A 23,608-nucleotide genomic window follows, 5' to 3' on the forward strand; every position below is an offset into this window, starting at 1 on the left:
ATGTCCGGCGGCACGCCACCCGCCCAACTCAAATTCTGTCGATAGAACCTATAGCCAATCTCTGCGCCAGCTATGCGCCAGCTGTATAAGAACTTCAACGCCAAGCAATCGACGCAGGTCAACGGATTGTGCCCGCGCCTGGAATCAGCGGCAGGTCGAGCGCGGTGACCCAGCCCGGCGGCAAGTCGTTGACGGCAGGCACCGCATTGAGCGCCCGCATGCCGGTCGCCAGACACCCGGCGGTGGCTGGATCTCGCCCGGAGCCGTCAGTGAACCGGAACGCGGTCTCCTGGAAGATGCTGGGAGTTCCTTCGATATCCACCCGATAGACGTCGTCGTCGTGGCCGGAGGGCCAGTCCGGCGCGGCATCGTGGCCGATGCGGTTGACGTGTTCCAGTTGGATGCGGGTTTCGCCCTGATAGACCCCATTGATGGTGAACCGCACCGCGGCCACGTGGCCCGCTTTGATGAGGCCCTTGGCCGACTTGCGCTCGGTGGGGGTCACCCACTTTTCCCAGGTGGTAGTGATCTCATCGAGCATGATCCCGGCGGCATGAGCGATCATCGGCACGGTGGCGCCCCACGCGAAGATCAGCACGTCGCGGTTTTCCAGCATCGGGCTGAATTCGGGCTCGCGGCCGATGCCCATCTCTTTTTCGTAATCGCCCTCGTAGTTCGTGTAGTCCAGCAGTTCGGAGGCGCGCACACGCCGGACCTCCGAACACAAACCCATCAGGGTCATGGGAAACAAGTCGTTGGCGAATCCCGGGTCGATGCCGGTGGTGAAGCACGACGACTCCCCCAACGTGCAAGCCTCGGTGATGGGCTGAATCCACTGCGGCGGGTTCAGGTGCATCGTCGGCCAGATCCACGGCGTCATTGCGGTCGAGCAGACGTCGATGCCGGCCCGCAGGAAGCGCGTGATGAGTGAGATGTTGTCCTGCGCGTGCATCGCCGTCGGGCCGTAATGCACCAGCGCGTCGGGCCGCAGCGCGATCAGCGCGTCGACATCGTCGGTGGCGCTGATTCCCTCCGGCTCGGAAAGTCCGCAGATTTCGCCGACGTCGCGCCCCACCTTGTCAGGATTGCTGACACCAACACCCACCAGCTCAAACAATGGATGCTTGACGATTTCGGGAATCACCATCCTGCCCACGAAGCCGGTGCCCCAGACGACCACTCGTTTCCCGCCACTTTGCGACATAAACGGCCACCTCCCTGACTACGTCACACTAAGCGCGATCGGGGGCGACATCTAGCATCAGGGCTCACATTTGGGTCTTCAACGAGTCCGCTCGCAGTTCTCGGGCACCAAACGCACTCGTGCCGGCGGGGCGGGAGCCCAACAAACCACTTACATGCCGTCCTACCTGATGACACTATGGAAAACCATGACCAGTCGATTGGCAGCCAGACCCATGCGCCGTCTCAGCGGACCGGCGATTCTGCTCGCTATCGGTGTCGGCGTCGCAGCCATCTGCGGCGTGGCGAACGCCGACCCGTTCCAGCAGGTCCGCTATGAAGTGAGCGGCCCGGGCGTCGCCGAGTTCGTCTCGTACCAAACCGCCAAGGGCCAGCAGCGAGCGACCAACATCAACCTGCCCTGGTCGTCGGAGTTCACCGCCTTCGGCGGGCAGGTTTTCGTGCTCAGCGCCCAAGGGCAGGGCAGCATTACCTGCAGGATTCTGGTTGACGGCAGCGTGGTGACCGAGCAGACCGGGACCGGAACGCCCGGACACACCGTGTGCACACACTGACCCACCGCATGCGGTGGCTCCGCACCGCCACGTTGTCGCCGCCAGCGGTTTAAGCTCGCCAGTGTCACCCCTTCAACGACGAAGCGGAGACGTAGGAGAAGCACGATGGACCTCAGCACGAACCTCAACACCGGCCTGCTGCCTCGGGTTAACGGGACACCGCCACCGGAAGTCCCACTGGCCGACATCGAACTTGGTTCGCTGGAGTTCTGGGGACGCGATGACGACTTCCGCGACGGCGCTTTCGCGACCTTGCGCCGCGAAGCCCCCATCTCCTTCTGGCCCCCGATCGAACTCGCCGGACTCACTGCGGGCAAGGGGCACTGGGCGCTGACCAAGCACGACGATATCCACTTCGCCAGTCGGCGTCCGGAAATCTTTCATTCCAGTCCCAACATCGTGATCCACGATCAGACACCGGAGCTGGCCGAATACTTCGGCTCGATGATCGTGCTCGACGATCCGCGCCACCAGCGCCTGCGCTCGATTGTCAGCAGGGCGTTCACCCCGAAGGTGGTCGCCCGCATCGAAGCCTCGGTGCGGGAGCGGGCCCACCGGTTGGTCGCAGCCATGATCACGAACCATCCCGACGGGCAAGCCGACCTGGTCAGCGAGCTCGCCGGCCCGCTGCCTTTGCAGATCATCTGCGACATGATGGGGATTCCCGAAGAAGACCACGAGCAGATTTTTCATTGGACGAACGTGATTCTCGGGTTCGGCGACCCCGACCTGACTACCGATTTCGATGAGTTCCTTCAAGTTTCGATGGCCATCGGCGGCTACGCCACCGCGCTTGCCGATGATCGTCGGGTCAACCACCACGGCGATCTGACGACCAGCCTGGTGGAAGCCGAGGTCGACGGCGAGCGGTTGTCCTCGTCGGAGATCGCGATGTTCTTCATCCTGCTGGTGGTCGCCGGCAACGAAACCACCCGCAATGCAATCAGCCACGGCATGCTGGCGCTGTCGCGCTACCCCGACGAGCGTGCCAAGTGGTGGTCGGACTTCGACGGTTTGGCCGCGACCGCGGTCGAGGAGATCGTGCGATGGGCTTCGCCGGTGGTCTATATGCGCCGGACGTTGAGCCAGGACGTCGACCTTCGGGGCACCAAGATGGCGGCTGGCGACAAGGTCACCCTGTGGTATTGCTCGGCGAATCGCGATGAGGAGAAGTTCGCCGATCCCTGGACGTTCGATGTGACCCGCAACCCCAATCCGCAGGTCGGCTTCGGTGGTGGAGGTGCCCATTTCTGCCTGGGCGCAAACCTGGCCCGCCGTGAAATCAGAGTTGTATTCGACGAATTGCGCCGGCAAATGCCTGACGTCGTTGCGACCGAGGAGCCGGCACGGTTGCTGTCACAGTTCATTCATGGCATCAAACGACTACCAGTCGCGTGGAGCCGTTGACTGCGAAGCCGTTTGCCGGTAGGCCTATTCAGCATGGCCGAGGTCGATGTATGCGTGGTGGGTGCGGGGTTCGCTGGCCTGACCGCCGCGCTTCGGCTGAAGCAGGCCGGTCACTCGGTGGCATTGCTGGAGGCTCGGGACCGGGTTGGCGGCCGAACCTTCACCGTGGTGCGTGAAGACGGGTCGTGGATCGACAAGGGCGGCGCGTGGATCGGCCCCACTCAGGACCGAATCTATGCGCTGATGAAGGAATTCGGAGTCGCGGCGTTCAAGCAGTACACCGACGGCGAAGCCATGATGGTTGTCGATGGCAAGCAGTACCGCTACCAGGGCACGATCCCGCGGACCCTGAGCCCGTTGGCCTCGATGAATCTGGGCACAGCCATGTTCGAAATCAGCCAGATGTGCAAGACGATTCCACTCGAGGCGCCCTGGGAAGCCAAGCGAGCCGCGAAATGGGACCGAATGACCTTGGCCCAGTGGCTGCGCAACAACGTCAAGTCCAAAGCAGCGCACGACCTCCTGGAAACGGCGATCGCCGGCTGCTACACCTCCGACGCCTCGGAGGTATCGATGCTGTTCGTGCTGTACCAGATGGCCTCGGGCGGTGGGCCCGGCTTCGTGCTGGGCAGCAAGGGCGCCGCACAAGACGCCCGGCCGATCGGTGGCATGGGCGCCGTTTATGGGCCGATGGCCGCCGAGCTGGGCGCGGCGATCCACCTTTCCCAACCGGTCCGATCGATCACCCAGGATTCCGGCGGCGTGACCGTGCAATCCGAGGGGCTAACCGTGCGGGCGAACCGAACGATCGTCGCGGTTCCGCTCGCGATCGCCAGCCAAATCGTTTATGAACCAATGCTTCCCACCGATCGGTCATTTCTGCACCAGCGGATGCCCAGCGGCGCGATTGTCAAGATCTCCGCCGTCTACGACGAGCCGTTCTGGCGCGCCGATGGATTGTGTGGCCAAAGCGCCGCGCCGACATCGCTGGCTACGCTGACCATCGATGCCAGCCCCAATAGTGGGACACCGGGGGTGCTGTGCGTGGTGATCGAGGGGCCGGTCGCCCGGCAATACGAGCGCCTCGACGACGACGGTCGACGTCAGGCGGTGCTCGCCGCCCTGGTGGAACGCTTCGGCGCCAAGGCCGCGAAGCCGATCGACTACTTCGAGCAGAACTGGAGCCGTGAGCGCTACTCCGGCGGTGGGATGCTCAGCCATACTCCCCCGGGCGTGCTCACCCAGTTCGGTCATGCGCTGCGCAGGCCGTGCGGCCGGATTCACTGGGCAGGCACCGAGACCTCGGCCAAGATGTGCGGCTGGATCGATGGCGCCATTCGCTCGGGCGAGCGCGCGGCCAGCGAAGTAATGGCGAACCAGACGATGACCATGGCCACCGACTCATGACCTGGCGATCACCGCTGAGCGGATTCGGCAAGCTCGTACACGAATAGCTCGCGCGGGTACGCGCTGAGCCATTCGGGTGGCTGCCGAGCCTGCAGAACGCAGGATGAATTGTCGCCCAACCAATTTAGTGCCGATCGGTAGGAGCCTATGGTTGCCGGGCGAAATGGGTAGCGGTAGTAGCGGGCGAACGCCTGGACATGGAGGAACAGAATGCCTTTGCCCAGCCGTCCGTCCGGCATGTCTTCGAACACGATGATGCTGCGGCGCGCAACTCGGTAACACTGTTTGATCAGCGCCACCGGGTCATGGCTGTGATGCAGCACTTCACTGAGAACAACATGGTCAAATGCTCTGTCCGGAAAAGGAATTGACGTGCCATTGAACTCGCGGAACGGAATCTCGGTACGACGAGCGTCCTTGACGTCTATGCCACTCGGGGATATCCCGTACATCTGCTGCAAGTACGCAGACAGATAACCCGTCCCGCACCCGACATCGAGAACGCTATCGCCCTTGCCGAGGTGGCCGCCAAGCGCGTGAGCCTGTTGACGAAGTCGCTCTGCCGGCCGCAGCACCTCGCGCATGTCGTTGAGCTTTGCGCTCAACTTCTCGGAAAATGGCTGCACGGCACTCATTTCGCCGTGACCATATCAGAGAATCGGCGTCTGGCGGCCGAACGGACACGACGTGCCCGATGACCACAGAACGCGAAGCCGCGATCTGGGTGGTCACGGCTGGCGCAGCTCTCGATGCAGGTTCCGGTAGATCGTCTGGGCCGCGCGCAACTGGGGGTGCAGCCAGGCCGGAAATCCTTCGATCGGCAGCGGCTGACGATTGCCTGGCGCGATGTATGACCTCGCCCTCGCCTCGCGGAACAACACGTCATGCAGTTGCGGACAGCGCGTGTCGTAGCCTGAGCGCGCGATCGGGGGCGAGGCGCTGGGATCGCGCGGGGACAACCCGAGGAACGCGGCGAGCGCGCCGAGCCGGGCAGGCGGATCGGCCTGCACCGCAGCGAAATCGACAAGCGCCATCGCTTCGTCGCCGGCCGGGGTGTTGCCGTACAGATCCCACAGCGCGGACCAGGCGAAGTGGCGATCGTTGAACGGGCGCACCAGCGGTTCAGGCAGTGTGCTCAGGGCGCAGGGCGGGGTGCCCAGGTATGACTCGAAGTCACCGACATCTCCCAGCCTGTGCTGTCGCGCCTCGTTGGCCCAGACTTCGCGTTGCAGGCTGGGCATGCCGAATAGGGCACTCTTGTGCCAGTGGGCACGCAAACGGCCTTCATCGAATCCGCTGAAGTCGCGTTCCTCGCGCAGCTGTGCCAGGAAGTCCGCCCAGCAGGTCAGTGTGGCGGGCGGGCAGGTCGCCTGCCCCGCTGGGCTGAGCCACAGCCGGGGCCTGGCCTCGGAACCTCCCGACAACAGGTCCGCCAGCCCGAGTGTCATCAGGATCAGCGACTCCAAGGCCAGCGCCGGCTGACGCACCAACACCAGAGTCTTGTCGATGATCGCGCGCCAAGCCCGCCACTCCCGATCGGGCCCGATATGTTGCGCGGTCTCCTTGATCAGCACGACAGCCGGCCGGGACGCCGGGCGCGGACCAACCGCAGCAACCGCATCGGCGATCAGCCCGAAAGTCTCGACGACCCGAGCATCGGCCCGCAGATGGTACTGGCCCGCCGGCTCGGTCACCACCGCATCAACCTGACCGTGTCGCGCCAGGGCATTGGCAAGCGCCGTCGAACCGGTCCGCGGCGGCGATAGCAGCAGCACCAGCCGCAGCCGGCCGGTCGCCACACGTTGGAGTAGGTAGTCGTAGCTGGGCAGTCCGGCGATATCCATCCTGACTACCGGGGGTGGTGTCGGCGAGTTGTGGGAAATCCCCGGCTGCAATCCATAGTCGATGGATACCATATAGGGGTATGCGGTACAAGCGCGGCAGGTCTGGACTCCGGAACTAGACGTCATCGGGCCGCCGATCAGTGACACGTCAACGGGCACAGGCGTTTCTGAGCTTGATGGCGCTAACGTGACCAGGTCCGCCTAGGGCTGGTCAACAGAAGTATCTGGCCGGTCGATGAGCTCGGAGCCTATCGTCAAGCATGCCCATTTCCGCGTTTCCCGCTCCCGAGGTGCTGGCGGCCCGCCAGAAGCTGGTGCTCGACCATTTCCACGATGAGGTCCGTCAGGACTGGGACGACGTGCTGTCCACCTTTCCGCACCCGCGCTACGAGCTGATCCCGCAGATGACCGTCCACGACGGAGACCAGGCGGTGCGCGGCTACTACCACTACACCCGAACGGCGTTCCCGGACCAGGACCACGAGATCATCGCCTTGCGACACAGTGCCGACGCGGTGATCGTCGAGTTCTGGCTGATGGGCACCCACCGCGGCTACCTCGGCAAGATTCCGCCCACCGGAAGCCGGTTCCGGGTCCGGATGACCGCCTATTTCGTTTTCGACGAGGCGGAAACCCTTGTCTGCGAACGCATCTATTTCGACACTCTGACCATGATCAAACAGTTGCTGGGCGGGCTGGCCATGCGGCGGCCGTCGAACTGGCTGCTGGCTGCGCGTTGTGTCCGGGGCCTGCTGTCCATGTCGTCGGGGGAACCGGACCGGGCGCTGACCAACACCACCGAGCCGACGTTTGCGTGACTACGCTTCCCCGTGGCAGTGCGAATGCCTAGACTCCCCCGCTAGCCGATGCTTTTCAGGAGGCTGCCATGCGAGTAGCAGACCGACATGTGTTGGGCGCCCTGGCCGCAATACCATTGCTGTCCGGCTGCGCCACCACCACTCATCAAGCGGGGCAGGAATCCACGATCGCGCCGCCCACCAAAGCCGCAACAGCGGTCACCGCTACCGTCCCGGCGCAGCCCGCCTCCCCCGGCTCGAGCACACAGAAATGGATTGACCTGCAGGTCGGGGATTGCGTCGCCGACCTTCCCCCGGCAGACCTGAGCCGCATCTACGTCACCGTGACCGATTGCGCGACAACGCATCTAGCCCAGGTGTACTTACGCGCTCCGGTGGCCGTCGACTCCGCCGTCGCCGACGTCGCCAATCGGGAATGCGCGGCGGGGTTTGCGCCCTACACCGGCAAGGCCGTCGACGACAGCCCCTACGCCGTGACCTGGCTGATCGACTCACGGCAGGACAGAACGGGCGCAGACCCCACCCCCAGCACCGTCATCTGTCTGCTGCAGGCCGCCGACGGTCAGCCGCTGACCGGCTCCGCCCAGCGCCCAGGCTCATGAACCACCAACATGTAGACGCGGAAACCAAGGCGATACAGCAACCCGACAGGACCGTGCGATTCCTCGACGGCAGCGTGCGTGTCGTGATGGAACTGTTGGGCACGGTCCTCATCGGCCATGGCGTCTACCAACCCGGCTGGAAGTGGTCGGTCCACGTCGGCCCGACAGCTGGCAGACCCTCGGCGCGGCACGTCGGGTACGTGCTGAGCGGGCACATGGCGGTGCGCAGCCACGATGGTCTGGAGATTCTGGTGGGGCCCAACCAGGCATTTGCCGCCGAGCCTGGCCACGACGCGTGGGTGGTCGGCGACGAACCCTGCGTCGCGCTGGACTGGTCACCGATCAACCCATCTGTCTTCAGCGTCGCGACGCCAGATGCCGAGCCGAATCGCTGACACCGACCCCGCCCACCCTGAGTCGGCCCGGTCACCCACTTTCAGCTGCACTTTGGGCATCGTCGCACCGCGCCGTTTGTCCTCAGCCCACACCGATCGCTGGCGTTTCGGCTGTGCGCGCCCGGACCGGGCACAACTCTGGCTAGACTCGGTCGACGTCGAAAACGCCTGTCCCCAATATGACTTGCGAGGTGCCTAGTGGCCGAAACCGCCACACCCGACAGCGAAGAAGGCGCCGAGACCGAACCCGACTACCGGTTCACTCTGGCCAACGAACGAACCTTCCTAGCCTGGCAGCGAACCGCGTTGGGGCTTCTTGCCGCGGCGGTCGCCCTGGTGCAACTCGTCCCCGAGCTGGCCGTCCACGGTGCGCGCCATGTGCTGGGCGTGGTGCTCGCGACACTGGCGATTCTGACTAGCGGGATGGGGCTGCTGCGCTGGCAGCAGGCCGATCGCGCCATGCGCCGCGGCGAACCACTGCCCCACCACCCGACGCCGGCATACCTGGCTGTGGGACTGGCGATCGTCGGCGTCGTCGCGCTCATCTTGGTGGTTGCCAAGGTGGTCACGGGTTGAGCCAGTCGTCGGAGACTGCCCAGGCGGCGGATCGCGGATTACAGGCCGAACGCACCACGCTGGCCTGGACCCGGACGTCGTTTGCGCTGCTGGTCAACGGCGTGTTGTTGACGACCAAGGACGTGCAGGCCCACGCCGGACTAGCGGGGCTGGTCCCGGCCGGCCTGGCCGCGCTGGCGGCGTCGTGCGGCTACATCATCGCCTACCAACGCCAGCGAACCCTGCGCCGGCGCCCACGACCGCAACGAATCACCGCTCGCCGTCAGGTCCACATCGTTGGGCTGGCGGTGCTGGTGCTGATGGTCGTGACCGCGTTCGCGCAGCTGCTGTAGGCCGCGCCAGGCCATCGCAGGGCTCAGGTGACGCGGTCGGAGTGCTGTTCGCGCAAGAGCGCCGCCAGTCGGCGGACTTCCGTCCGCAGCTCATCGATCTGCGCGGCGGTGGCGGCACGGTTTGCCGAATCAGTTTCAGCGACCCGCTGCACTATCCACGATGCAAGTGACGCGGTAACGACACCGATCAGGCTGATCCCACCGATCATCAGCAATACGGCAATTACTCGGCCGGTGACTGTGATCGGGTACAAATCTCCGTAGCCGACGGTAGTCACCGTAGTGATGGCCCACCACACGGCCTTTCCGAAAGACGTAATGGTGGCCCCCGGATGGCCGCGTTCCTGGTTGAGGATGGCCAGTGAAGTGACGTAGATCAGCAGGGATACACCCGAGATGGTGTAGAGCATGATGCGACCGCGAACGGCATTGCCCACCGCCTTCTGCAGCGCGCCGACCAGGACGAGCAGCCTCAGCAGACGCAGTGGCCGCATCATGGGAAGCGCGACGATAAGCAGGTCGATGATGTGCCGGATAAACCAACGCCCGCGGTGAGGCGCCAAACACAGGCGTGCGATGTAATCGAAGACGAATAGGCTCCAGGCGACCCAGGTTGCCACTCCCAAGAAGGTCGCCTCTAAACCCTGCGGCTGATACAGCACTTCGATCGAGTACATGACGAGGAATGCGATGGCGACCATGGCCAGTGGCCATTCGGTGCGCTGTTCCCATAGCTGGTCTTTAGTTTGCTCAGTCATAACGGCTGGGCCTCCGAGTCGATCATGGCGTTACGTATCCGTCTCAATTTCTGCCCGGCTTTAGGGTAGCGGGCTGGCCCTCCGTGCGGTAAAAGTGATAACGGGCTAGCCGAATTCGGTTCGCGTGAAACTTGTTTCGATTCCGCAGCGATCAGCAACCGAGTTGCCCGGCAAGATCGAGGAAGTCGGCGGCGTTGATGTCGAACTCATCGGCATAGGTTGCATCGGCCGCACCACCGATGCCGAATTCGAGCGGCCGCGCGACGAAGGCGGTGCGCAGACCCAGACGGGCCGCGGCGCGGAGGTCGTACTTGTGGCTGGCCACCATCATGACCTCGGCAGGTTCACACCCGAGGTAGCCGACGGCCATCCGATAGGCGGCCGGATCGGGCTTGAACACCCCGGCCATCTCGGCCGCAAAGATCGCATCCCAGGGCAGAGCGGCCCGCTTCGAGATGTTGACGACCGCGCTGACGTCCGCATTGGACAGGGTGGCCAGCGTGAACTTCGTCTTCAGCCGAGTCAGGCCGGCCACCACCTCCGGCCAGGGACGCAGCCGCTGCCAGGCAAGGGTGAGCTCGTCACGCTCGGCGGCCGAGAGTCCGGTGACACCGCAACCGTCCAGCACCGTGTCGAGGACTTGTCGGTACACCGAGTAGACCGAAACCCACCCGCGGTGTCCGGCCGAGGAAGCATCCAACGCGCTGAAGTAACCGGCCCGCCAGCGCCGGACCAACTCGGGCCAGTCCGCATCCGGGTGCCGTCCGGCGCTGATCCGCCGCGCCTCGTCACAGACGGTCGAATGAAAATCCGTCGCGGTCCCCTGCACGTCGAAGAGCAACGCCGTCACCATGAGGCTCATCATCCAACCTCGGCCACCCCAAGCTTGCCTGGGGTTTGCCTCTCGCCCGGTCTTGGCGAGCAGACACAGAATCGCACCGCGGGCTCCGCGCGGGTGCGATTCTGTGTCTGCTCGCGGTGCTAGCGGTTGGCGCGGGCTCTGCGCTCGGCACCATCGCCGAAGTCGGCACCGAGCGCCCGGTAAGCGTGCGCGTACTTGCTGGTCAATCTGGCGCGATCAGCGTCGCTGAGGATTGCCATGCGTTCCGGGTCGGTGTTGTCGGCCAGGTCGGCGAGTTTGACCTCGCGAGCGATCGGGTGTTCGCGGATGCGCCGGTAGTAGTCGTCGGGTGAGACATGATCGCGTCGGGTGAGCCGCTCGACGGCATCGATCGCGCTGGCGGGGATGCCTTGCTCAGCGAGTTGGGCGGCCGTAATACCCGAGTCCTCGATGACGTCGTGCAGCAAAGCCGCCACCGCGGCCTCGGCGTTGGCCGGATCGACATAGACCGCAACCCGGCGCACATGACCCAGGTAGGGCAGCCCGGCCTTGTCGAGCTGGCCGGCGTGAGCCGCGGTGGCGATCGAGTCGGCAATTGCGATGTGGTCCACGTCTCCGCCCTTACCAGCGCTACCTAGTCCAATGCCGCAATCGCGGCCTTCAGTTTGGGCATTGTCTGCTCGAGCAGTTTGAGGCTCTTCCAGCCTTCCTCGGGTGACAGACCGCCCAGCAGCGGTTGAAACGCAAATCCCGACCGGTCGACCATGTCAGGCACTCTGGCCAGCAGATCATCCGGTGTCCAAGCCGCGAACAGACCCGCCTGGCGCAGCACGGCGGGATCGGTCAGCGACTTGAACGGCGAATTGGACGCATCGCCTTCCTGCTCAGCCCATTTGGCGTACTCGGTGATGACATGGATGGCATGGCGTTCGATTGCGGCCCAGCCACGCTCGGGGTCTTCGCATAGATGGATGCTGATCGGGATGAGCATCGGCCGAAAGTAAAGCCCCGGCTCACGACCGTGTTTGCGGCATTCTTCGAGATAAACATCCACCAGGTCGGGAACCATTGGCAGGAATCCGAGACCGAAGCGCGCGGCGCGACGGGCCGAGGCTTTGACGCCGCCGCCGACCAAGATGATCTCCTCGGGCTTCTGTATCGGCAGCGGGCGCACACACACCGGGCGGCCGTCGGCTTCGAACGTCTCGCCACGCAGCGCCCGGATGATCGTCTCGATGCCCGAGTCCATGAGCTTGGCCCGATCGGCCAGCGACTTGCCGAACATCGCGAACTCCGATGCCACATAGCCAGCGCCGAAGGTCACGTTGATGCGCCCGCCCGACATCAGATCGGCGATGGCGATCTGTTCGGCGACCAGCACGGGATCGTGCAGCGGCAGCACCACCGCGCCGATAAGCAGGCGGGCATGCTTGGTCACCGCGGCCATCCCACCCGCCATGGTGAACGGCTGCGGCAGATAGCCGTCTTCGGAACCGTGATGTTCCATGACGCTGATGTTGTCGACGCCGATGCCGTCGGCGAAAGCGGCCATCTCGATTGCGGCGCGATAGAGCTCAGCGGTCGGAGCACCCCATTCGGGCGCGCGCATATCGAAGGAAACGGTGGTCTCGATGGTTCTCATGTTGGCCCTTCACCAGGGACGGTGTGGTTGGGAAATTGCGGTTGGCGCCCTCGAGCAGTGACCGTGCGCCGGCAAATCATCAGCCGGGCTCAACGCAGCCATTTGGCGATCGTATCCGGTCGCCCCGATATTGATCCGGAGAATATGGTGGGGCGCGTTGCCGGTAACCCAGGCCGGAACTAGTGGACGTGTCACCGGAGCCAGAAACCCGGCGCGATCTTCCATTGCGCCAGCGAAGCGCGGACGAGATGGCCCCAGCGGAATCAAAACCGCTGTTCAGATCCGGTTTGAATAGCCCTGATCCCCATTGTGCGAGTAACCGGGCGAGCGTACGCTCCGGGACACAGGATCAGGCATCCTCGTGAGGAGCGGATCAATATGATTCGTACACTGTTCGCCGCTGCAGCAATCGCGGCCGCCAGCTGGGGAATGGTCACTGGGACCACCGCGCCGATAGGTCGCGCTGAGCCTGCCGATGCGAATTGCACCGAGATGAGTTCAAACGGAATCTGCATCTACCGAAATTGCACCGACGCACATCGACACGGCAGGTACGACATTCCCCTGGGCGATCCGGAATACTGTCCCGCCCAAGATCGCGACAACGACGGCGTAGCTTGCGAGAGCTGAGCGAGTATCGGCTATAGCGCGCTCTCGCCGCGACGACCACGGCGGCGCGGCTGACCGGGGAAAATGTCAGCGCGAGGATATGGGCTGGTGCAAACCCGAGACGCCGACCTGCTCACCGGCGGCTTCTGGCCGTCGCCGCATGCTCGGGTATTCGACATCGCTTTCACTAGCGCTCACCCTGGGGCCTCGATACATGCACCCGGAGCTGCAAGTCTCCGACACACTCACCGCAGACATCATCGGAAGCAGCGTTGCCAGCTCGCGCCAGATCCACATGGAAAGGTGCTCGCTGGTCGGGTTCTCCAACCCGTCAATCTCATTGAGGTAGTAGTGGTCGAGCCGTGCGATTACCGGCTTGCAGGCATCCTTGATTTTGCCGAAGTCGACGATCCAGCCGGCCCGCGGATCGACCGGACCTTCGATGTAGATGCGCGCCCGATAAGAATGGCCGTGCAGGCGTCCGCACTTGTGCCCTGCCGGAACGTTGGGGAGCCGGTGGGCTGACTCAAACGTGAACTCGCAGTAAATTTCTGCCGTATCCGTCATGATATTCCTCGGTCCTTGCGAGTTTGGATATTCAACTGACGCCTAGGACGCTGAAGGCACCGGTAACCCCGGTGACGCCAATTGATGCACGAGCAAAATTCCGCGGCGATTCTGCGTGACCGATGGTTATCGCCCACCCGTACCCCGCCCGCGCTGCGTGCACTTTCGGAGTTTATAAGACATGGCCTCGGAAAATCTGGACTTTGGACGGCAAAGCCCGAACGGGTGCCACGCGTATCAGACTACCGACTCAACAAGGACTGCTGCCGCTATCGCGCGGATGCGGCGTGCCCGGGCTGGCCATGCTCTGCTACCCCGCTGACTCCGCCGGTGTCGCCACCACAGCATGGGTGGCCGGACATCGTGAACTGGTCCACGCGAACGAGAGTCGTTCATCGGTGGGTCAAGTGCCTGCCTAGCGGGCCGGAGGTTGGTAGCCCAGGGCCGAGTGGGGCGATAGTGATTGTAGTCGTGTTTCCAGTCGCTGATGATCACGCGGGCCTGGGCCAGAGACCATAAGCTGTTGATGTTGAGGCACCCGTCGCGGATGCGGGAGTTGAACGATTCGACGTACCCGTTTCGCCATGGCTCGCCGGCCGGAATGAAGTGCAGCCCGACCTAACTGTCGGCCCACTCAGCCATTGCCGTGCAGGCTAATTCGGGGCCGTTGTCACGACGCGGTACGTGTGGATAGGCGCTGCGCGTCCTTCTCCGACTCAGCATCAGCCAGCAACCGCTTTAACGTAGCGTTCTCGCGTTCGAGGTCCTCGAGCTTCTCGGCGTCCTCGGCCTTCAAACCGCCGAACTGGTTACGCCAGCGGTGATAGCTGGCCTCAGACACCCCGAGATCGCGGCACACCGCCGCGGTGTCCTCACCCTCGACCAGCAGCCGATCCGCGGCCATCAGCTTGCACGCAATCCGCTCCGGGCTGTGCCGCTTCCTCATCGCCATGATCTTGTCGAGCCTTCCTGCCCACAACATGGGCCGCAAGACCCCCATGAGCCATGCATCAACCGATCGGGGTCAGGCCAGCTCCGGTTACCCTTCACGAGCACTGAACCTGGTGTGTAACTCGCCCAAGCCTTTTGCAGCAAGCGTAATTTCAATCCACCTTCACCACTGGCATCGCCAGTCCTGCAGGGGATGTGAAAGACACCTTGTAAGAGGTTGCGGCGAAGCCTCGGCGCTTCAGCAACTTGTTCGTAAGGGCTTCAGCAACTTGTGCGTAAGGAAGGTAGCGCCGGAGCTGTTGTAGATGAATAACCGGGCGCGGTTGTCGTCAAGAGCTGCACCTGCGACACCATGCTTGGCCGCCCATTGTCCGTCGACTCCACCGGTGAGGCATCGTTTGGCATTCGCAGTTCACCGTTGTGTGCGGAAGCGAGTGTAGCGCTCGCAGCGCCCCCGTCAGCCCGCAGCATTCCCAGAGGTGCCGGCTGACCATATAAGCTAGGCAAGAATGAGAGGCTCTGCGCGATATCGATATTGAACGCGGCCGATAAGCCCCTCTCGACGCAAGACAGCACACATGCCCCCAAGGGCGCCGACACGATGCACAACTCCAGCCCCAGCAGTACATGCCACGCCCCTAGAGCCGCGAGACCGGCGACAACCAGGAAGAATGCAAATTCTTTTATAATTTCCACCAGAAGCAATACGAATATGGCCAGGGTCCAGATCAGCTGCAAAAATGCGATAAGGAATTGCCCCGCAACGATAAGAACCAAGAGCTGGACTATATTATCCAAAAGCAACAAAAACATTTCCCAAATCCCCATGACGGCAGACCCGACGGGGTCTGTGATGAATTTGGCTATTTCGATTTCGGGTTCGAGGATGAGCGGTTCAGCGTTGTGGATGAGCGGGGCTGGTGTGGTGTGTGGCATCGAAGCAAGTGCCGTGCCCGAGATCACTTGGTAGGCATCCATAGTGGTGGCGGCTTGGACCCACATCCGCGCGTAGTCAGCTTCGTTGACCGTGATGGGGACGGTGTTGAGCCCAAAGAAATTGGTCGCGACCAGCGCCGTGTGGGTGGTTCGGTTGGCGGCCAGCTCCGCCAGTGTCGGCATCGCTGTCAGCGCACCGACGTAGGCGTCAGCTGCCACCTCGTGCTCGATTGCAGTCGCCGCGTAGTCGGCACTGGTCGTGGCCAACCACGTCAGGTATGGCACATGCGCATCGACATAACTCTGCGCGCTCGGCCCCTCCCATGCCGCGGCGGCCCCGCCCACGATGGAGGTGAGTTCCTCTGCGGCCGAGGCGTGCTCGGCGGCAAGTACCGTCCATGCCGCCGCCGCCTCCCGCAACGGGCCTGGACCAGGGCCCGCGCTGAGCAACGCCGAATGCACCTCTGGTGGCAAAGCCATCCAGGCGGACCCCACCATCAAAACCCCTTCGAAATCAAAGTCGCCACCAACACATCCGGGTCTGCTACACCCAGGTAGCGGGCAGCATCGGCAGTTGCGGGCCCCCACCGAGATGGCCGGGTTCGAAATCCGCTACCCCGGCCGGGAATTGAAGAGACTCCGCATGGGCGGTTCCCGGGGAGCCCGGTATTCGAGCATGGTGTTCACCGACCATCGCCGTGGCTATCGGGCTTGGCGGCGCGGGGGCTGGCGTTGCTGTCGACAGTCCGGCGTCGGCGGGTGAGATTAGCAGCGTTGCTGGCTGGGTGTAGAAGCCCAGCAGCAGAGGGAGGTTTTGGGCGATATCAATATTGAACACAGCCGATAAGCCGCGCTCGGCGCCGGCCAACGCCACCGGTACCGCAATCGATGCCACCGGGCCAAGAACAGACGCCAAGGAGGCGAGCAGCGCGCCAAACGCCGCTGCCAGTGCCATCAATCCAATTAGTATCGGCATCAATATGGGAAAAGCCGCGAGAATATCAGTAACAAGAAATAGGGGGAGTAATGCAAATACCACTAACGCTATCAGCACAACTCCCGCCGCTAGCAAATACTGTCCTGTAACAATGGCTTCCAGAAACGCCCCAGGGGCCCACCAGAGTACCTCGAGGGCGATCAAGAAGCGCGAAAGTGGGCCCGGTCCAACAGGTTTCAGAGGAGTGGGGGTTGCGCCGATTTGGGTGTTGAGTATGGGCGGGACTGGTGTGGCGTGGGGCATCGAGGCCAGCGTCGCGCCCGAGACGACTTGATAGGCGCTCATGGTGGTGGCCGCTTGGACCCACATCCGCGCGTAGTCGGCTTCGTTGAGCGTGATGGGGATGGTGTTGAGCCCAAAGAAATTGGTCGCGACCAGCGCCGTGTGGGTGGTGTGGTTGACGGCCAGCTCCGCCAGTGTCGGCATCGCAGCCAGCGCACTGGTGTAGGCCCCGGCCGCCACCTCGTGCTCGGCCGCCGTCGCCGCGTAGTCGGCGCTGGTGGTGTTCAACCACGCCAAGTACGGCGCGTGCGCGTCGACATAGCTCTGCGCGCTCGGCCCCTCCCACGCCGCGGCCGCCCCGCCTAGGATAGTGCTGAGTTCCTCTGCTACCGAGGCGTGTTCGGCAGAAAGTGCCGTCCATGCCGTCGCGGCTTCATGCAGTGGGCCGGGGCCGGGGCCCGCGCTCAACAATGCCGAATGTACTTCCGGCGGCGAAGCCATCCAAACAGACGCGGTCATCAAGGCCTTTCCAGGAACTACTCGTCGTCGCATCTCTACGTCTAACGCAGGACCCGTGATTCGGTCCAGCAACGCCGGCGCGACCGCTTGCTCAAGCGATACGCGTCCGCGTCCGCCGCTACATCAGCTGGTGCTTGGCTGGCCGTCGCCCTCGACCCCTAACCGATCCGCTGGCGCGACGGGCGAGATCATTCTCATTGCGTCCAGCCTTCACCAGCTCCATTAATTCCTCTTTACCGCAATATTATTCACGTGAAATGCGACACCACGCCAGCACCATCGGCGACACCATTCACCCGTGAAGTACCTCTCGCGTCTGCACCGATCAGCGTTGACCCAAGGGCTTCCCGACACCGCCCGGGGTGGACGTTACCGAAGCCATCCGGAGCCGCCGCAAGCCTTCCTGGGCAAACGCCATTCACTCATAGATTCTTCATAACGCCTGTATCACCCGCGTTCGAGTGATCATGACCAAAAACGGGTCGGGCGAGTCCCTGTTACCGAGTCCAGCCCGTTCTCGATTCGGCCGGATGTCGACCATTCCGGTCTTATTTGCGCAGAAGCGCTGTCTCGGCGCGGACGTCATAGTAGGCAGGACGGAAACCACGACGGGGATGGTCCTTGGCGTACTGGCGCAGCCAGTCCCGCAGTGCGCCGTCTGGGCCCTCGGGCGGCGCTGCGCAGGATTCGTGACGTTGGGTAGCACGCTGTTGCCCGGTGACGCGGCAGGCGAACCGTTCGCTGACCGCCAGCACGCGCTGGAGATGACGAACAGCCGCCCGCCGGCGCTCCGGGCTTAGAAGTTTCCAGTGATGATGGTTTCTGGACGCTGGCTCCGAGGTTGTGACCCCGAAATTTCCTGGCTGATCGTGGTGCCTTTCTTTGGACCTGTCGAGCCTGCGGGGCCGGCGCCCGACCACACAGAGAACTCGGGCTTCGGCGCGAAGGGTGTGACCTGATAGGAGCGTGCTTCACCCGACGGCCCATCACTGGCCTGTCCACCCTCTGCGCACGGCGCCCGGCCAAGGAAAGGAACCGGGCCTGAGATGACGCGCAACAAACGATCCATCATCGGCGGCGTCGACACCCATACGGCAACCCATCACGCCGCGGTCATCGACGTCAACGGCCGGCTGATTGCCGATGCCGAATTCCCCACCACACCAGCCGGTTACGCCTCGATGCTGACATGGATGCGCAGCAAGGGAAAACTTGGCCTAGTCGGTGTCGGTGTCGAAGGAACCGGGGCCTACGGGGCGGGGCTGGCCCGCTACCTGCACGATCAAGGCATCGACGTGCTCGAAGTTCCGCGCCCTGACCGGCGTATCCGCCGCCAACGGGGCAAAAGCGATCCGATCGATGCCGAAGCCGCTGCACGAACGGTATTGGCAGGCAAAGCAAGCGGCGCCCCGAAACTGGCCGACGGCCCGATCGAAGCCATCCGAATGCTCCGCGTTACCCGCAACGGAGCGGTCCAGGCCCGCACCGCCACCCTCAACACCCTGCGCTCGCTCGTCATCACCGCTCCCGAGCCGCTACGCACCCAGCTGCGTTCCCTAACCTCCGCGCAGCTTGTTACCGCTTGCGCACACCTGCGTCCCGACCTGACCAAACTCGCCGACCCCGTCCAGGCAGCTAAACACGCCTTACGTTCGATGGCTCTGCGCGCTCAACACCTCAATACCGAAACACGGACTCTGCGAATGCAACTCAATGACCTGACCCAAGCTGCAGCACCCGCCACTAGTGCCGTATTCGGGCTCGGTCCAGACACCGTCTCCGCACTGCTGATCACCATTGGCGATAACCCAGACCGGCTACGCAGCGAAGCCGCCTTCGCCCACCTCTGCGGGGTCGCCCCCATCCCTGCATCCTCGGGCAAAACCCACCGACACCGACTGCACCGCGGCGGCGACCGGGCCGCCAACAGCGCCCTACACATCGCCACAGTCGTCCGGCTGCGCTACGACCCCCGCAGCCGCGCCTACGCCGACCGCCGCACCACCGAGGGCCTGTCCATGCCCGAAATCATTCGCTGCCAGAAGCGCTACCTGGCCCGCGAAATCTTCGACGCACTACGCGCCGACTACGCCCAACTCAGCACTTGACATCTATAGGAGCGTCCTTCGCGATCTCCCGCAGCGCGTCCTTCTCCGACTCAGCATCAGCCAGCAACCGCTTTAACGTAGCGTTCTCGCGTTCGAGGTCCTCGAGCTTCTCGGCGTCCTCGGCCTTCAAACCGCCGAACTGGTTACGCCAGCGGTGATAGCTGGCCTCAGACACCCCGAGATCGCGGCACACCGCCGCGGTGTCCTCACCCTCGACCAGCAGCCGATCCGCGGCCATCAGCTTGCACGCAATCCACTCCGGGCTGTGCCGCTTCCTCATCGCCATGATCTTGTCGAGCCTTCCTGCCCACAACATGGGCCGCAAGACCCCCTGAGCCATGCATCAACCGATCGGGGTCAGGCCATGGGCATCACCCGCGAGCGACTGTCCGACTCCGTTAATCACGTTGCGCGGGACTGGTGTTCAAGAATACTGCCTGCGCGGTTACGGGAGGATGCCGCTAATTTGGTACGTCTTTGACATCAGCGCCCAGCTCTTCACGCAGGAAGTGCCTGACCTTGTAGGCGACGGTGTCGTCTTCGCGGCTTTTCGGGTCGCCATCGAGGTGCTCCACAAGTTGGTTCAACGCGTCGCGAAGGATCGTTTCGTCCTTGGAGAGCTCATCATAGGTTTCGTCGAGGAAGAACGCCGCCGACGTGGCTGAAAGGTAGCCGACGAGATCGAGGAACATCTCGAGTTGACGACTCGCCACCTCCAGCGAGACTCGCGGCTTCGACATGGGAACGATCACCAGATCCTGCCGCCACAGGTCGCGATCCAGCTCGTCTTCCTGCAAGGTCAGCACGGTCCCTCGCAGCTTCAGGCCATCCTTGTAGCCCTGCGCGACGCGGACCTCGTGAATCAGTTCATGAAAGTCTTCATCCTGCAATGAATAACCGACGAACATCATGTGGCGCATCATCAGAAGTCCCTGGACCAGACCGATCAGCGCTCCGTACTGGCGCGGCATGTCCAGATAGTCGGACCGCGTCAAGATCATCTTGTGCGACTCGGTGACGGAGCCATGCAGCTTGAGCAGCCACCGACCGCCGGTGTCGACGGCGCTGTCGGGAAGGATGGCCAGTGAGCGATTGCCGGTCGTCCACGCGGTCTCGAACAGTTCGTCGAAGTTGGTCGTGACGGCTTCCTTGCTGGGCAGTGAGGCGAGCAAGCCGTGCGCCAGTGCGTAGCAGGGTTTTTCGAGGCGACGAGCGACCACGGTCTTCAGGGTGGTCGCCAACGATTCCAGGCGGCGTTCCAAGATGGTGGCCTGGTCGCGTGGATCTCTCTTGGCGAGCTGTTCCAGGGCGTGATCGGTAAACATCGCCTCGGTTGCCGCCACGTCGCGCAGCAGGTCCTTCCAGGGCTGCAGCCCAGCCCCCACACTGACTCCCGCGCCGACGAATAGCACCAGATGGCTGTTGATGGCCTGGTGGGCCAGCTCGCGAGCCGCTGCCAGCAGATCGACCGGAGCATCTTCGAAAGGCCACGCCAACCTGAGGTTTTCGTCGCTGACCCCGATCCGCTGGCGGCGTGCGCGTTGCGCGGCGGCATAGGACTTCGCGCCGAAGGCGACCAGGACGATGTCTACGCCGTGTTCGTTGGCGAGGTCGCTCAAGGTATGAACAAGCCCGCGGACCAAATGGCCTTTCTTCTGCGATCCGCCGCCATGATCGGATCCAACGATATTGACTGCGAGGCGGGGTAGCGGCCAATTGTAAATTGGATTGACATTGCGTGACTTTGCCTCTTCGGTGGCCATCTTGACGAACTCGGTCACCGAGGGATCTAACTTCGTGAAGTCCAATTGTCCGTCGGCTCGACCGATCTTGCCAAGCCACACCTGAGGCTTTTCCGCAACGCACTCAAGGGGTTTGACCGTGCTCGATCCCCAGCCCCGGGCCGGGTTTTGTCTGAGTTGCGCCAACTCGAGTTGGTGGTCATCGCCCAGAAATGTTGCCCAGTGATTGTTGATTCTGAAATCGTCATCAGTGGGGATGAGGATAGCGTCGCACGCAATCTTGGTGAGATCACCATCGACAATAAAAAGATGCCCGCCCATCGATTACCGATCCTGCCATAGCGCATCCGAAACCGGGACCGGCGGGTTCGCCGCCGTCAGCCTGTGGCGGAGGCGATCGGCGTGAATTGGCGTTTAAGCGTTTGGTAGCCCCAGGCAACCACCAGCCACGGTGCGATGAGCCAGGGTGCGTTGAGCAGGATGAACTTCACGCCGAGGTCCAGGAAGCTCGAAGTGTTCACTGCCGTTAGGCCACCGAGGATTTCGCTGCCGTAGTAGTACCAGGTCAATACCGTGTGAGTGACAGCTGTGGACATGACAAGCAAGGTGCCGCGGTAATCGGTGAACTGCGAGCGTTTCAGCAGGACCAGTCCCGTGACACCGACGCACGCGTTGATCACCGATAGCACCTCGATCATCAAGAAGTGCGGATCCGGGTTGAGGTAGCGCAGATCCCCGCCGTCGATGTAGGCCCACCACGGGTAGGCCCAGGCACTGCTGCGAGCCCCGGCGATCGGCTTGTGCAGGATCAGCCACCCCAGCTCCCACGTCAGGTGGGTGATGTAGGAGCAGATCACGAACGGCAGTACGACCGCCTGCAAACGTTCGAACCTGGTCCAGCACCGCAACGACGGGATCGGCAGGAACGCCGCAAAGATGCCCACGAAGTAGGCGAGGGTGGCTTGAACGGCCAGCAGGTCGGCCATCAGCCCGCGATCGCGATGGCCGTGGAACACCAGGTAGGTGTAGAGCGGAAAGCCCAGGACCAGCGAACCGAACGCGGCGATCCAAGTGACGCGCAAACCCCGCGACGGAGGCAGCGTGGCGATGACGGGCTTGGCACCGGCCAGCGGGACTGCGGTGGCCGCCATCGGTACTCCTCTAGGACGTCTCCGATCCGGGGATCGCGGCACGGCGGGGCACCGCGATCACAGTTCCACCAGCAGGATATCGCCATCGACGCTGCCGGCGAAGCCCGCGAATTTCAGTCCCTATTTGTCTCGGCGCAGTGGACACGACGCGCTGAGCACGCTCATCGCGATGACCAACGCCAACCGTCCAATCATTGGCAGGATGTTCGTCGTCTTCATCGACCTCCCTTTCCGAACCGGCCAAGGGTCCCCTTGGATCGAATTCGCGCCTTCGACTCAATTGAATACCGGAGTAAGGGAATTCGGGCCTCCGCGATAAGAACAGCTAGTCCTTGGACCCACTACCCGTCGCCGCAGGCAGGAGTTGGTTCGGGCGCCGTCGATGCGGTCGCCCCCGCGCGCATCCGGCCTCGAGGCGAATGGCGTCGGCCAAACCCGAACTATCCATTGATGGGGAACTCGGTGGCGATTCCCCCGCGGATGCCGGCGTCAAAAGAAAGTCACCGCCGAGGCTGCAAGCAGACGTAGGCTACGTCGAGATAGCAGGTTTCGTGCACGTTAACCGACTCCATAAATGATGGGCTCCAGATATTCGCGAGACGAAGAGGTGCGCCACGCATGGATCTGAGAATCGCCGGCCGCACCGCACTGGTTACGGCCTCCAGCCAAGGCCTGGGCCGCGCCTGTGCCAGCGCACTGATCGCCGAGGGCGTCAGCGTCGTTATCAATGGTCGTGAAACCGACAAGCTCGAGCGGGCCGCGACCGAGATTGGGGCCTTGGCAACGCACGGCGCCAGCTGCCGGTTTGTGACAGCCGACCTGACCACCGACACCGGGGTGCAAGCGATCTTCGACCAGGTCGATCAACTCGACATCTTGGTGACCAACAACCGCGGGCCCAGGCCTGCCGACATCATTGGCGTCACCGACGATGACCTGGCCGAGAGCCTGCGGCTGCACTACTACGTACCGATCCATCTCGTCCAGCGCTACCTGCCGGGCATGCGGGATCGGCGCTTCGGGCGAATCGTCAACATCACCTCCGAGATGGTCGAGTCACCCGTGGCGGGCATGATCGCCTCGGCCGGCGCACGCAGCGCACTGACCACGGCGATGAAGGGCGTTCAACACGACAGCGTCGCCGACAACGTGACAATCAATCAGCTGCTGCCGATGCTCATCGACAGCCCCCGACAGCTACAGATGGCGCAATTGCTCTCCGAGAGCAGCGGTGTCGCGTTCGAGGAAATTCGGCGGCGGCAGGCCAGCGTCACCTCGGCGAAGCGGCTCGGACGGCCCGAGGAAGTGGGCGCCGCATGCGCTTTTCTGTGCAGCGAACAAGCGGGGTACATCTCCGGCGTGAGTCTGCCCGTCAATGGCGGAGGACCGGTCATGGGCGGCGGCGCATGAATCGCCCGGTACCAGGG

23 protein-coding genes and 3 pseudogenes are annotated in these 23,608 nt (G+C 63.3%); 11 read left to right on the top strand and 15 right to left on the bottom strand.

The window, feature by feature from the left end; all coding sequences use genetic code 11:
* Positions 1–118: 118 nt before the first annotated feature.
* Positions 119–1,204 (bottom strand): NAD(P)H-dependent amine dehydrogenase family protein, encoded by a 1,086-nt coding sequence (locus CCUG20998_RS16240; RefSeq protein ID WP_020730608.1) that lies wholly within the window; start codon positions 1,202–1,204, stop codon positions 119–121.
* Positions 1,205–1,418: 214 nt separating this feature from the next.
* On the opposite strand from CCUG20998_RS16240, the gene CCUG20998_RS16245 reads away from it, so the two are divergent.
* The 3 genes from CCUG20998_RS16245 (at position 1,419) to CCUG20998_RS16255 (ending at position 4,571) form a co-directional block, all read left to right on the top strand.
* Positions 1,419–1,757: an MmpS family transport accessory protein gene (locus CCUG20998_RS16245; protein WP_020730607.1), complete on the top strand. Its 339-nt coding sequence runs from the start codon at positions 1,419–1,421 to the stop codon at positions 1,755–1,757.
* A gap of 105 nt (positions 1,758–1,862) precedes the next feature.
* A complete protein-coding gene (locus CCUG20998_RS16250; RefSeq protein ID WP_020730606.1) occupies positions 1,863–3,164 on the top strand; it encodes a cytochrome P450 in 1,302 nt (433 codons plus the stop codon).
* A 33-nt stretch (positions 3,165–3,197) separates the two neighbouring features.
* Positions 3,198–4,571: a flavin monoamine oxidase family protein gene (locus CCUG20998_RS16255; RefSeq protein ID WP_103654129.1), complete on the top strand. Its 1,374-nt coding sequence runs from the start codon at positions 3,198–3,200 to the stop codon at positions 4,569–4,571.
* Positions 4,572–4,579: 8 nt separating this feature from the next.
* Here the strand turns inward: CCUG20998_RS16255 and CCUG20998_RS16260 are convergent, their stop codons facing one another.
* Positions 4,580–5,206 (bottom strand): class I SAM-dependent methyltransferase, encoded by a 627-nt coding sequence (locus CCUG20998_RS16260; RefSeq protein ID WP_036456386.1) that lies wholly within the window; start codon positions 5,204–5,206, stop codon positions 4,580–4,582.
* Positions 5,207–5,299: 93 nt separating this feature from the next.
* The gene (locus CCUG20998_RS16265; protein ID WP_020730603.1) at positions 5,300–6,415 is read right to left on the bottom strand and encodes a hypothetical protein; all 1,116 of its coding nucleotides are present in this window, start codon (positions 6,413–6,415) and stop codon (positions 5,300–5,302) included.
* Between the two features lie 260 nt (positions 6,416–6,675).
* Here CCUG20998_RS16265 and CCUG20998_RS16270 point away from each other — a divergent pair, with 260 nt between their 5' ends.
* The 5 genes from CCUG20998_RS16270 (at position 6,676) to CCUG20998_RS16290 (ending at position 9,138) form a co-directional block, all read left to right on the top strand.
* A complete protein-coding gene (locus CCUG20998_RS16270; RefSeq protein ID WP_012395011.1) occupies positions 6,676–7,233 on the top strand; it encodes an ester cyclase in 558 nt (185 codons plus the stop codon).
* A gap of 68 nt (positions 7,234–7,301) precedes the next feature.
* The gene (locus CCUG20998_RS16275) at positions 7,302–7,835 is read left to right on the top strand and encodes a hypothetical protein (protein ID WP_012395012.1); all 534 of its coding nucleotides are present in this window, start codon (positions 7,302–7,304) and stop codon (positions 7,833–7,835) included.
* Complete coding sequence (locus tag CCUG20998_RS16280; protein ID WP_020730602.1) at positions 7,832–8,230, top strand: cupin domain-containing protein; 399 nt, start codon at positions 7,832–7,834, stop codon at positions 8,228–8,230. Before CCUG20998_RS16275 ends, CCUG20998_RS16280 begins: the two co-directional genes overlap by 4 nt.
* A 198-nt stretch (positions 8,231–8,428) precedes the next feature.
* On the top strand, positions 8,429–8,806 hold the full coding sequence (locus CCUG20998_RS16285; protein WP_020730601.1) for a YidH family protein: 378 nt from the start codon (positions 8,429–8,431) through the stop codon (positions 8,804–8,806).
* The gene (locus CCUG20998_RS16290) at positions 8,803–9,138 is read left to right on the top strand and encodes a DUF202 domain-containing protein (RefSeq protein WP_036456381.1); all 336 of its coding nucleotides are present in this window, start codon (positions 8,803–8,805) and stop codon (positions 9,136–9,138) included. Before CCUG20998_RS16285 ends, CCUG20998_RS16290 begins: the two co-directional genes overlap by 4 nt.
* Positions 9,139–9,161: 23 nt before the next feature.
* On the opposite strand, the gene CCUG20998_RS16295 is transcribed toward CCUG20998_RS16290, so the two are convergent.
* From CCUG20998_RS16295 to CCUG20998_RS16310, 4 genes are all read right to left on the bottom strand, one after another.
* Entirely contained in the window at positions 9,162–9,896 is a 735-nt protein-coding gene (locus CCUG20998_RS16295) for a potassium channel family protein (RefSeq protein WP_020730599.1), read from the bottom strand.
* Positions 9,897–10,047: 151 nt separating this feature from the next.
* Positions 10,048–10,761, bottom strand: coding sequence for a haloacid dehalogenase type II (locus CCUG20998_RS16300; protein ID WP_020730598.1), 714 nt, complete (start codon positions 10,759–10,761; stop codon positions 10,048–10,050).
* 116 nt (positions 10,762–10,877) lie between these two features.
* Positions 10,878–11,348, bottom strand: coding sequence for an HD domain-containing protein (locus CCUG20998_RS16305; RefSeq protein WP_020730597.1), 471 nt, complete (start codon positions 11,346–11,348; stop codon positions 10,878–10,880).
* A gap of 23 nt (positions 11,349–11,371) precedes the next feature.
* Positions 11,372–12,379 carry an LLM class flavin-dependent oxidoreductase gene (locus tag CCUG20998_RS16310; protein WP_012395018.1) on the bottom strand — a complete coding sequence of 336 codons (1,008 nt, stop codon included), beginning with the start codon at positions 12,377–12,379 and terminating at the stop codon, positions 11,372–11,374.
* A gap of 492 nt (positions 12,380–12,871) precedes the next feature.
* Between CCUG20998_RS16310 and CCUG20998_RS29305 the strand changes: the two genes are divergently transcribed.
* Positions 12,872–13,009 carry an excalibur calcium-binding domain-containing protein gene (locus CCUG20998_RS29305; protein WP_231389784.1) on the top strand — a complete coding sequence of 46 codons (138 nt, stop codon included), beginning with the start codon at positions 12,872–12,874 and terminating at the stop codon, positions 13,007–13,009.
* 66 nt (positions 13,010–13,075) lie between these two features.
* Here the strand turns inward: CCUG20998_RS29305 and queD are convergent, their stop codons facing one another.
* The 5 genes and pseudogenes from queD to CCUG20998_RS16340 form a co-directional block, all read right to left on the bottom strand.
* The gene (gene queD, locus CCUG20998_RS16320; RefSeq protein WP_020730594.1) at positions 13,076–13,555 is read right to left on the bottom strand and encodes a 6-carboxytetrahydropterin synthase QueD; all 480 of its coding nucleotides are present in this window, start codon (positions 13,553–13,555) and stop codon (positions 13,076–13,078) included.
* A 415-nt stretch (positions 13,556–13,970) separates the two neighbouring features.
* Positions 13,971–14,507 (bottom strand): annotated as a pseudogene (locus CCUG20998_RS28150) (integrase core domain-containing protein).
* Between the two features lie 260 nt (positions 14,508–14,767).
* Positions 14,768–15,940: a PPE family protein gene (locus tag CCUG20998_RS29080; RefSeq protein WP_036456377.1), complete on the bottom strand. Its 1,173-nt coding sequence runs from the start codon at positions 15,938–15,940 to the stop codon at positions 14,768–14,770.
* A gap of 46 nt (positions 15,941–15,986) precedes the next feature.
* Positions 15,987–17,180, bottom strand: coding sequence for a PPE domain-containing protein (locus CCUG20998_RS16335; protein ID WP_020730590.1), 1,194 nt, complete (start codon positions 17,178–17,180; stop codon positions 15,987–15,989).
* Between the two features lie 569 nt (positions 17,181–17,749).
* Positions 17,750–17,986, bottom strand: a pseudogene (locus tag CCUG20998_RS16340) (IS3 family transposase); the annotation flags it as partial.
* Between the two features lie 240 nt (positions 17,987–18,226).
* Between CCUG20998_RS16340 and CCUG20998_RS16345 the strand changes: the two are divergent.
* Complete coding sequence (locus CCUG20998_RS16345; protein WP_020729068.1) at positions 18,227–19,288, top strand: IS110 family RNA-guided transposase; 1,062 nt, start codon at positions 18,227–18,229, stop codon at positions 19,286–19,288.
* Between the two features lie 16 nt (positions 19,289–19,304).
* Here the strand turns inward: CCUG20998_RS16345 and CCUG20998_RS16350 are convergent.
* The 3 genes and pseudogenes from CCUG20998_RS16350 to CCUG20998_RS16360 all read right to left on the bottom strand — a co-directional run.
* A pseudogene (locus CCUG20998_RS16350) lies at positions 19,305–19,574 on the bottom strand (transposase); the annotation flags it as partial.
* Positions 19,575–19,749: 175 nt separating this feature from the next.
* Positions 19,750–21,351, bottom strand: coding sequence for an SIR2 family NAD-dependent protein deacylase (locus CCUG20998_RS16355; RefSeq protein ID WP_036456373.1), 1,602 nt, complete (start codon positions 21,349–21,351; stop codon positions 19,750–19,752).
* Between the two features lie 56 nt (positions 21,352–21,407).
* On the bottom strand, positions 21,408–22,181 hold the full coding sequence (locus tag CCUG20998_RS16360) for a hypothetical protein (protein ID WP_020730587.1): 774 nt from the start codon (positions 22,179–22,181) through the stop codon (positions 21,408–21,410).
* Positions 22,182–22,799: 618 nt separating this feature from the next.
* On the opposite strand from CCUG20998_RS16360, the gene CCUG20998_RS16365 reads away from it, so the two are divergent.
* Entirely contained in the window at positions 22,800–23,591 is a 792-nt protein-coding gene (locus CCUG20998_RS16365; protein WP_020730586.1) for an SDR family oxidoreductase, read from the top strand.
* Positions 23,592–23,608 lie beyond the last annotated feature (17 nt).

Origin of the sequence: Mycobacterium marinum (genome assembly GCF_003391395.1) — a bacterium.
GTDB classification, from domain to species: domain Bacteria; phylum Actinomycetota; class Actinomycetes; order Mycobacteriales; family Mycobacteriaceae; genus Mycobacterium; species Mycobacterium marinum.

Coding starts and splice junctions, on each gene's coding strand:
- CCUG20998_RS29080 (WP_036456377.1), bottom strand. CDS start 15,940: ATGGTGGGGTCCGCCTGGATGGCTTTGCCACCAGAGGTGCATTCGGCG.
- CCUG20998_RS16360 (WP_020730587.1), bottom strand. CDS start 22,181: ATGGCGGCCACCGCAGTCCCGCTGGCCGGTGCCAAGCCCGTCATCGCC.
- CCUG20998_RS16355 (WP_036456373.1), bottom strand. CDS start 21,351: ATGGGCGGGCATCTTTTTATTGTCGATGGTGATCTCACCAAGATTGCG.
- CCUG20998_RS16255 (WP_103654129.1), top strand. CDS start 3,198: ATGGCCGAGGTCGATGTATGCGTGGTGGGTGCGGGGTTCGCTGGCCTG.
- CCUG20998_RS16295 (WP_020730599.1), bottom strand. CDS start 9,896: ATGACTGAGCAAACTAAAGACCAGCTATGGGAACAGCGCACCGAATGG.
- queD (WP_020730594.1), bottom strand. CDS start 13,555: ATGACGGATACGGCAGAAATTTACTGCGAGTTCACGTTTGAGTCAGCC.
- CCUG20998_RS16310 (WP_012395018.1), bottom strand. CDS start 12,379: ATGAGAACCATCGAGACCACCGTTTCCTTCGATATGCGCGCGCCCGAA.
- CCUG20998_RS16260 (WP_036456386.1), bottom strand. CDS start 5,206: ATGAGTGCCGTGCAGCCATTTTCCGAGAAGTTGAGCGCAAAGCTCAAC.
- CCUG20998_RS16240 (WP_020730608.1), bottom strand. CDS start 1,204: ATGTCGCAAAGTGGCGGGAAACGAGTGGTCGTCTGGGGCACCGGCTTC.
- CCUG20998_RS16280 (WP_020730602.1), top strand. CDS start 7,832: ATGAACCACCAACATGTAGACGCGGAAACCAAGGCGATACAGCAACCC.
- CCUG20998_RS16245 (WP_020730607.1), top strand. CDS start 1,419: ATGCGCCGTCTCAGCGGACCGGCGATTCTGCTCGCTATCGGTGTCGGC.
- CCUG20998_RS16345 (WP_020729068.1), top strand. CDS start 18,227: ATGACGCGCAACAAACGATCCATCATCGGCGGCGTCGACACCCATACG.
- CCUG20998_RS16300 (WP_020730598.1), bottom strand. CDS start 10,761: ATGATGAGCCTCATGGTGACGGCGTTGCTCTTCGACGTGCAGGGGACC.
- CCUG20998_RS16365 (WP_020730586.1), top strand. CDS start 22,800: ATGGATCTGAGAATCGCCGGCCGCACCGCACTGGTTACGGCCTCCAGC.
- CCUG20998_RS16275 (WP_012395012.1), top strand. CDS start 7,302: ATGCGAGTAGCAGACCGACATGTGTTGGGCGCCCTGGCCGCAATACCA.
- CCUG20998_RS16335 (WP_020730590.1), bottom strand. CDS start 17,180: ATGACCGCGTCTGTTTGGATGGCTTCGCCGCCGGAAGTACATTCGGCA.
- CCUG20998_RS16265 (WP_020730603.1), bottom strand. CDS start 6,415: ATGGATATCGCCGGACTGCCCAGCTACGACTACCTACTCCAACGTGTG.
- CCUG20998_RS16270 (WP_012395011.1), top strand. CDS start 6,676: ATGCCCATTTCCGCGTTTCCCGCTCCCGAGGTGCTGGCGGCCCGCCAG.
- CCUG20998_RS16250 (WP_020730606.1), top strand. CDS start 1,863: ATGGACCTCAGCACGAACCTCAACACCGGCCTGCTGCCTCGGGTTAAC.
- CCUG20998_RS29305 (WP_231389784.1), top strand. CDS start 12,872: ATGAGTTCAAACGGAATCTGCATCTACCGAAATTGCACCGACGCACAT.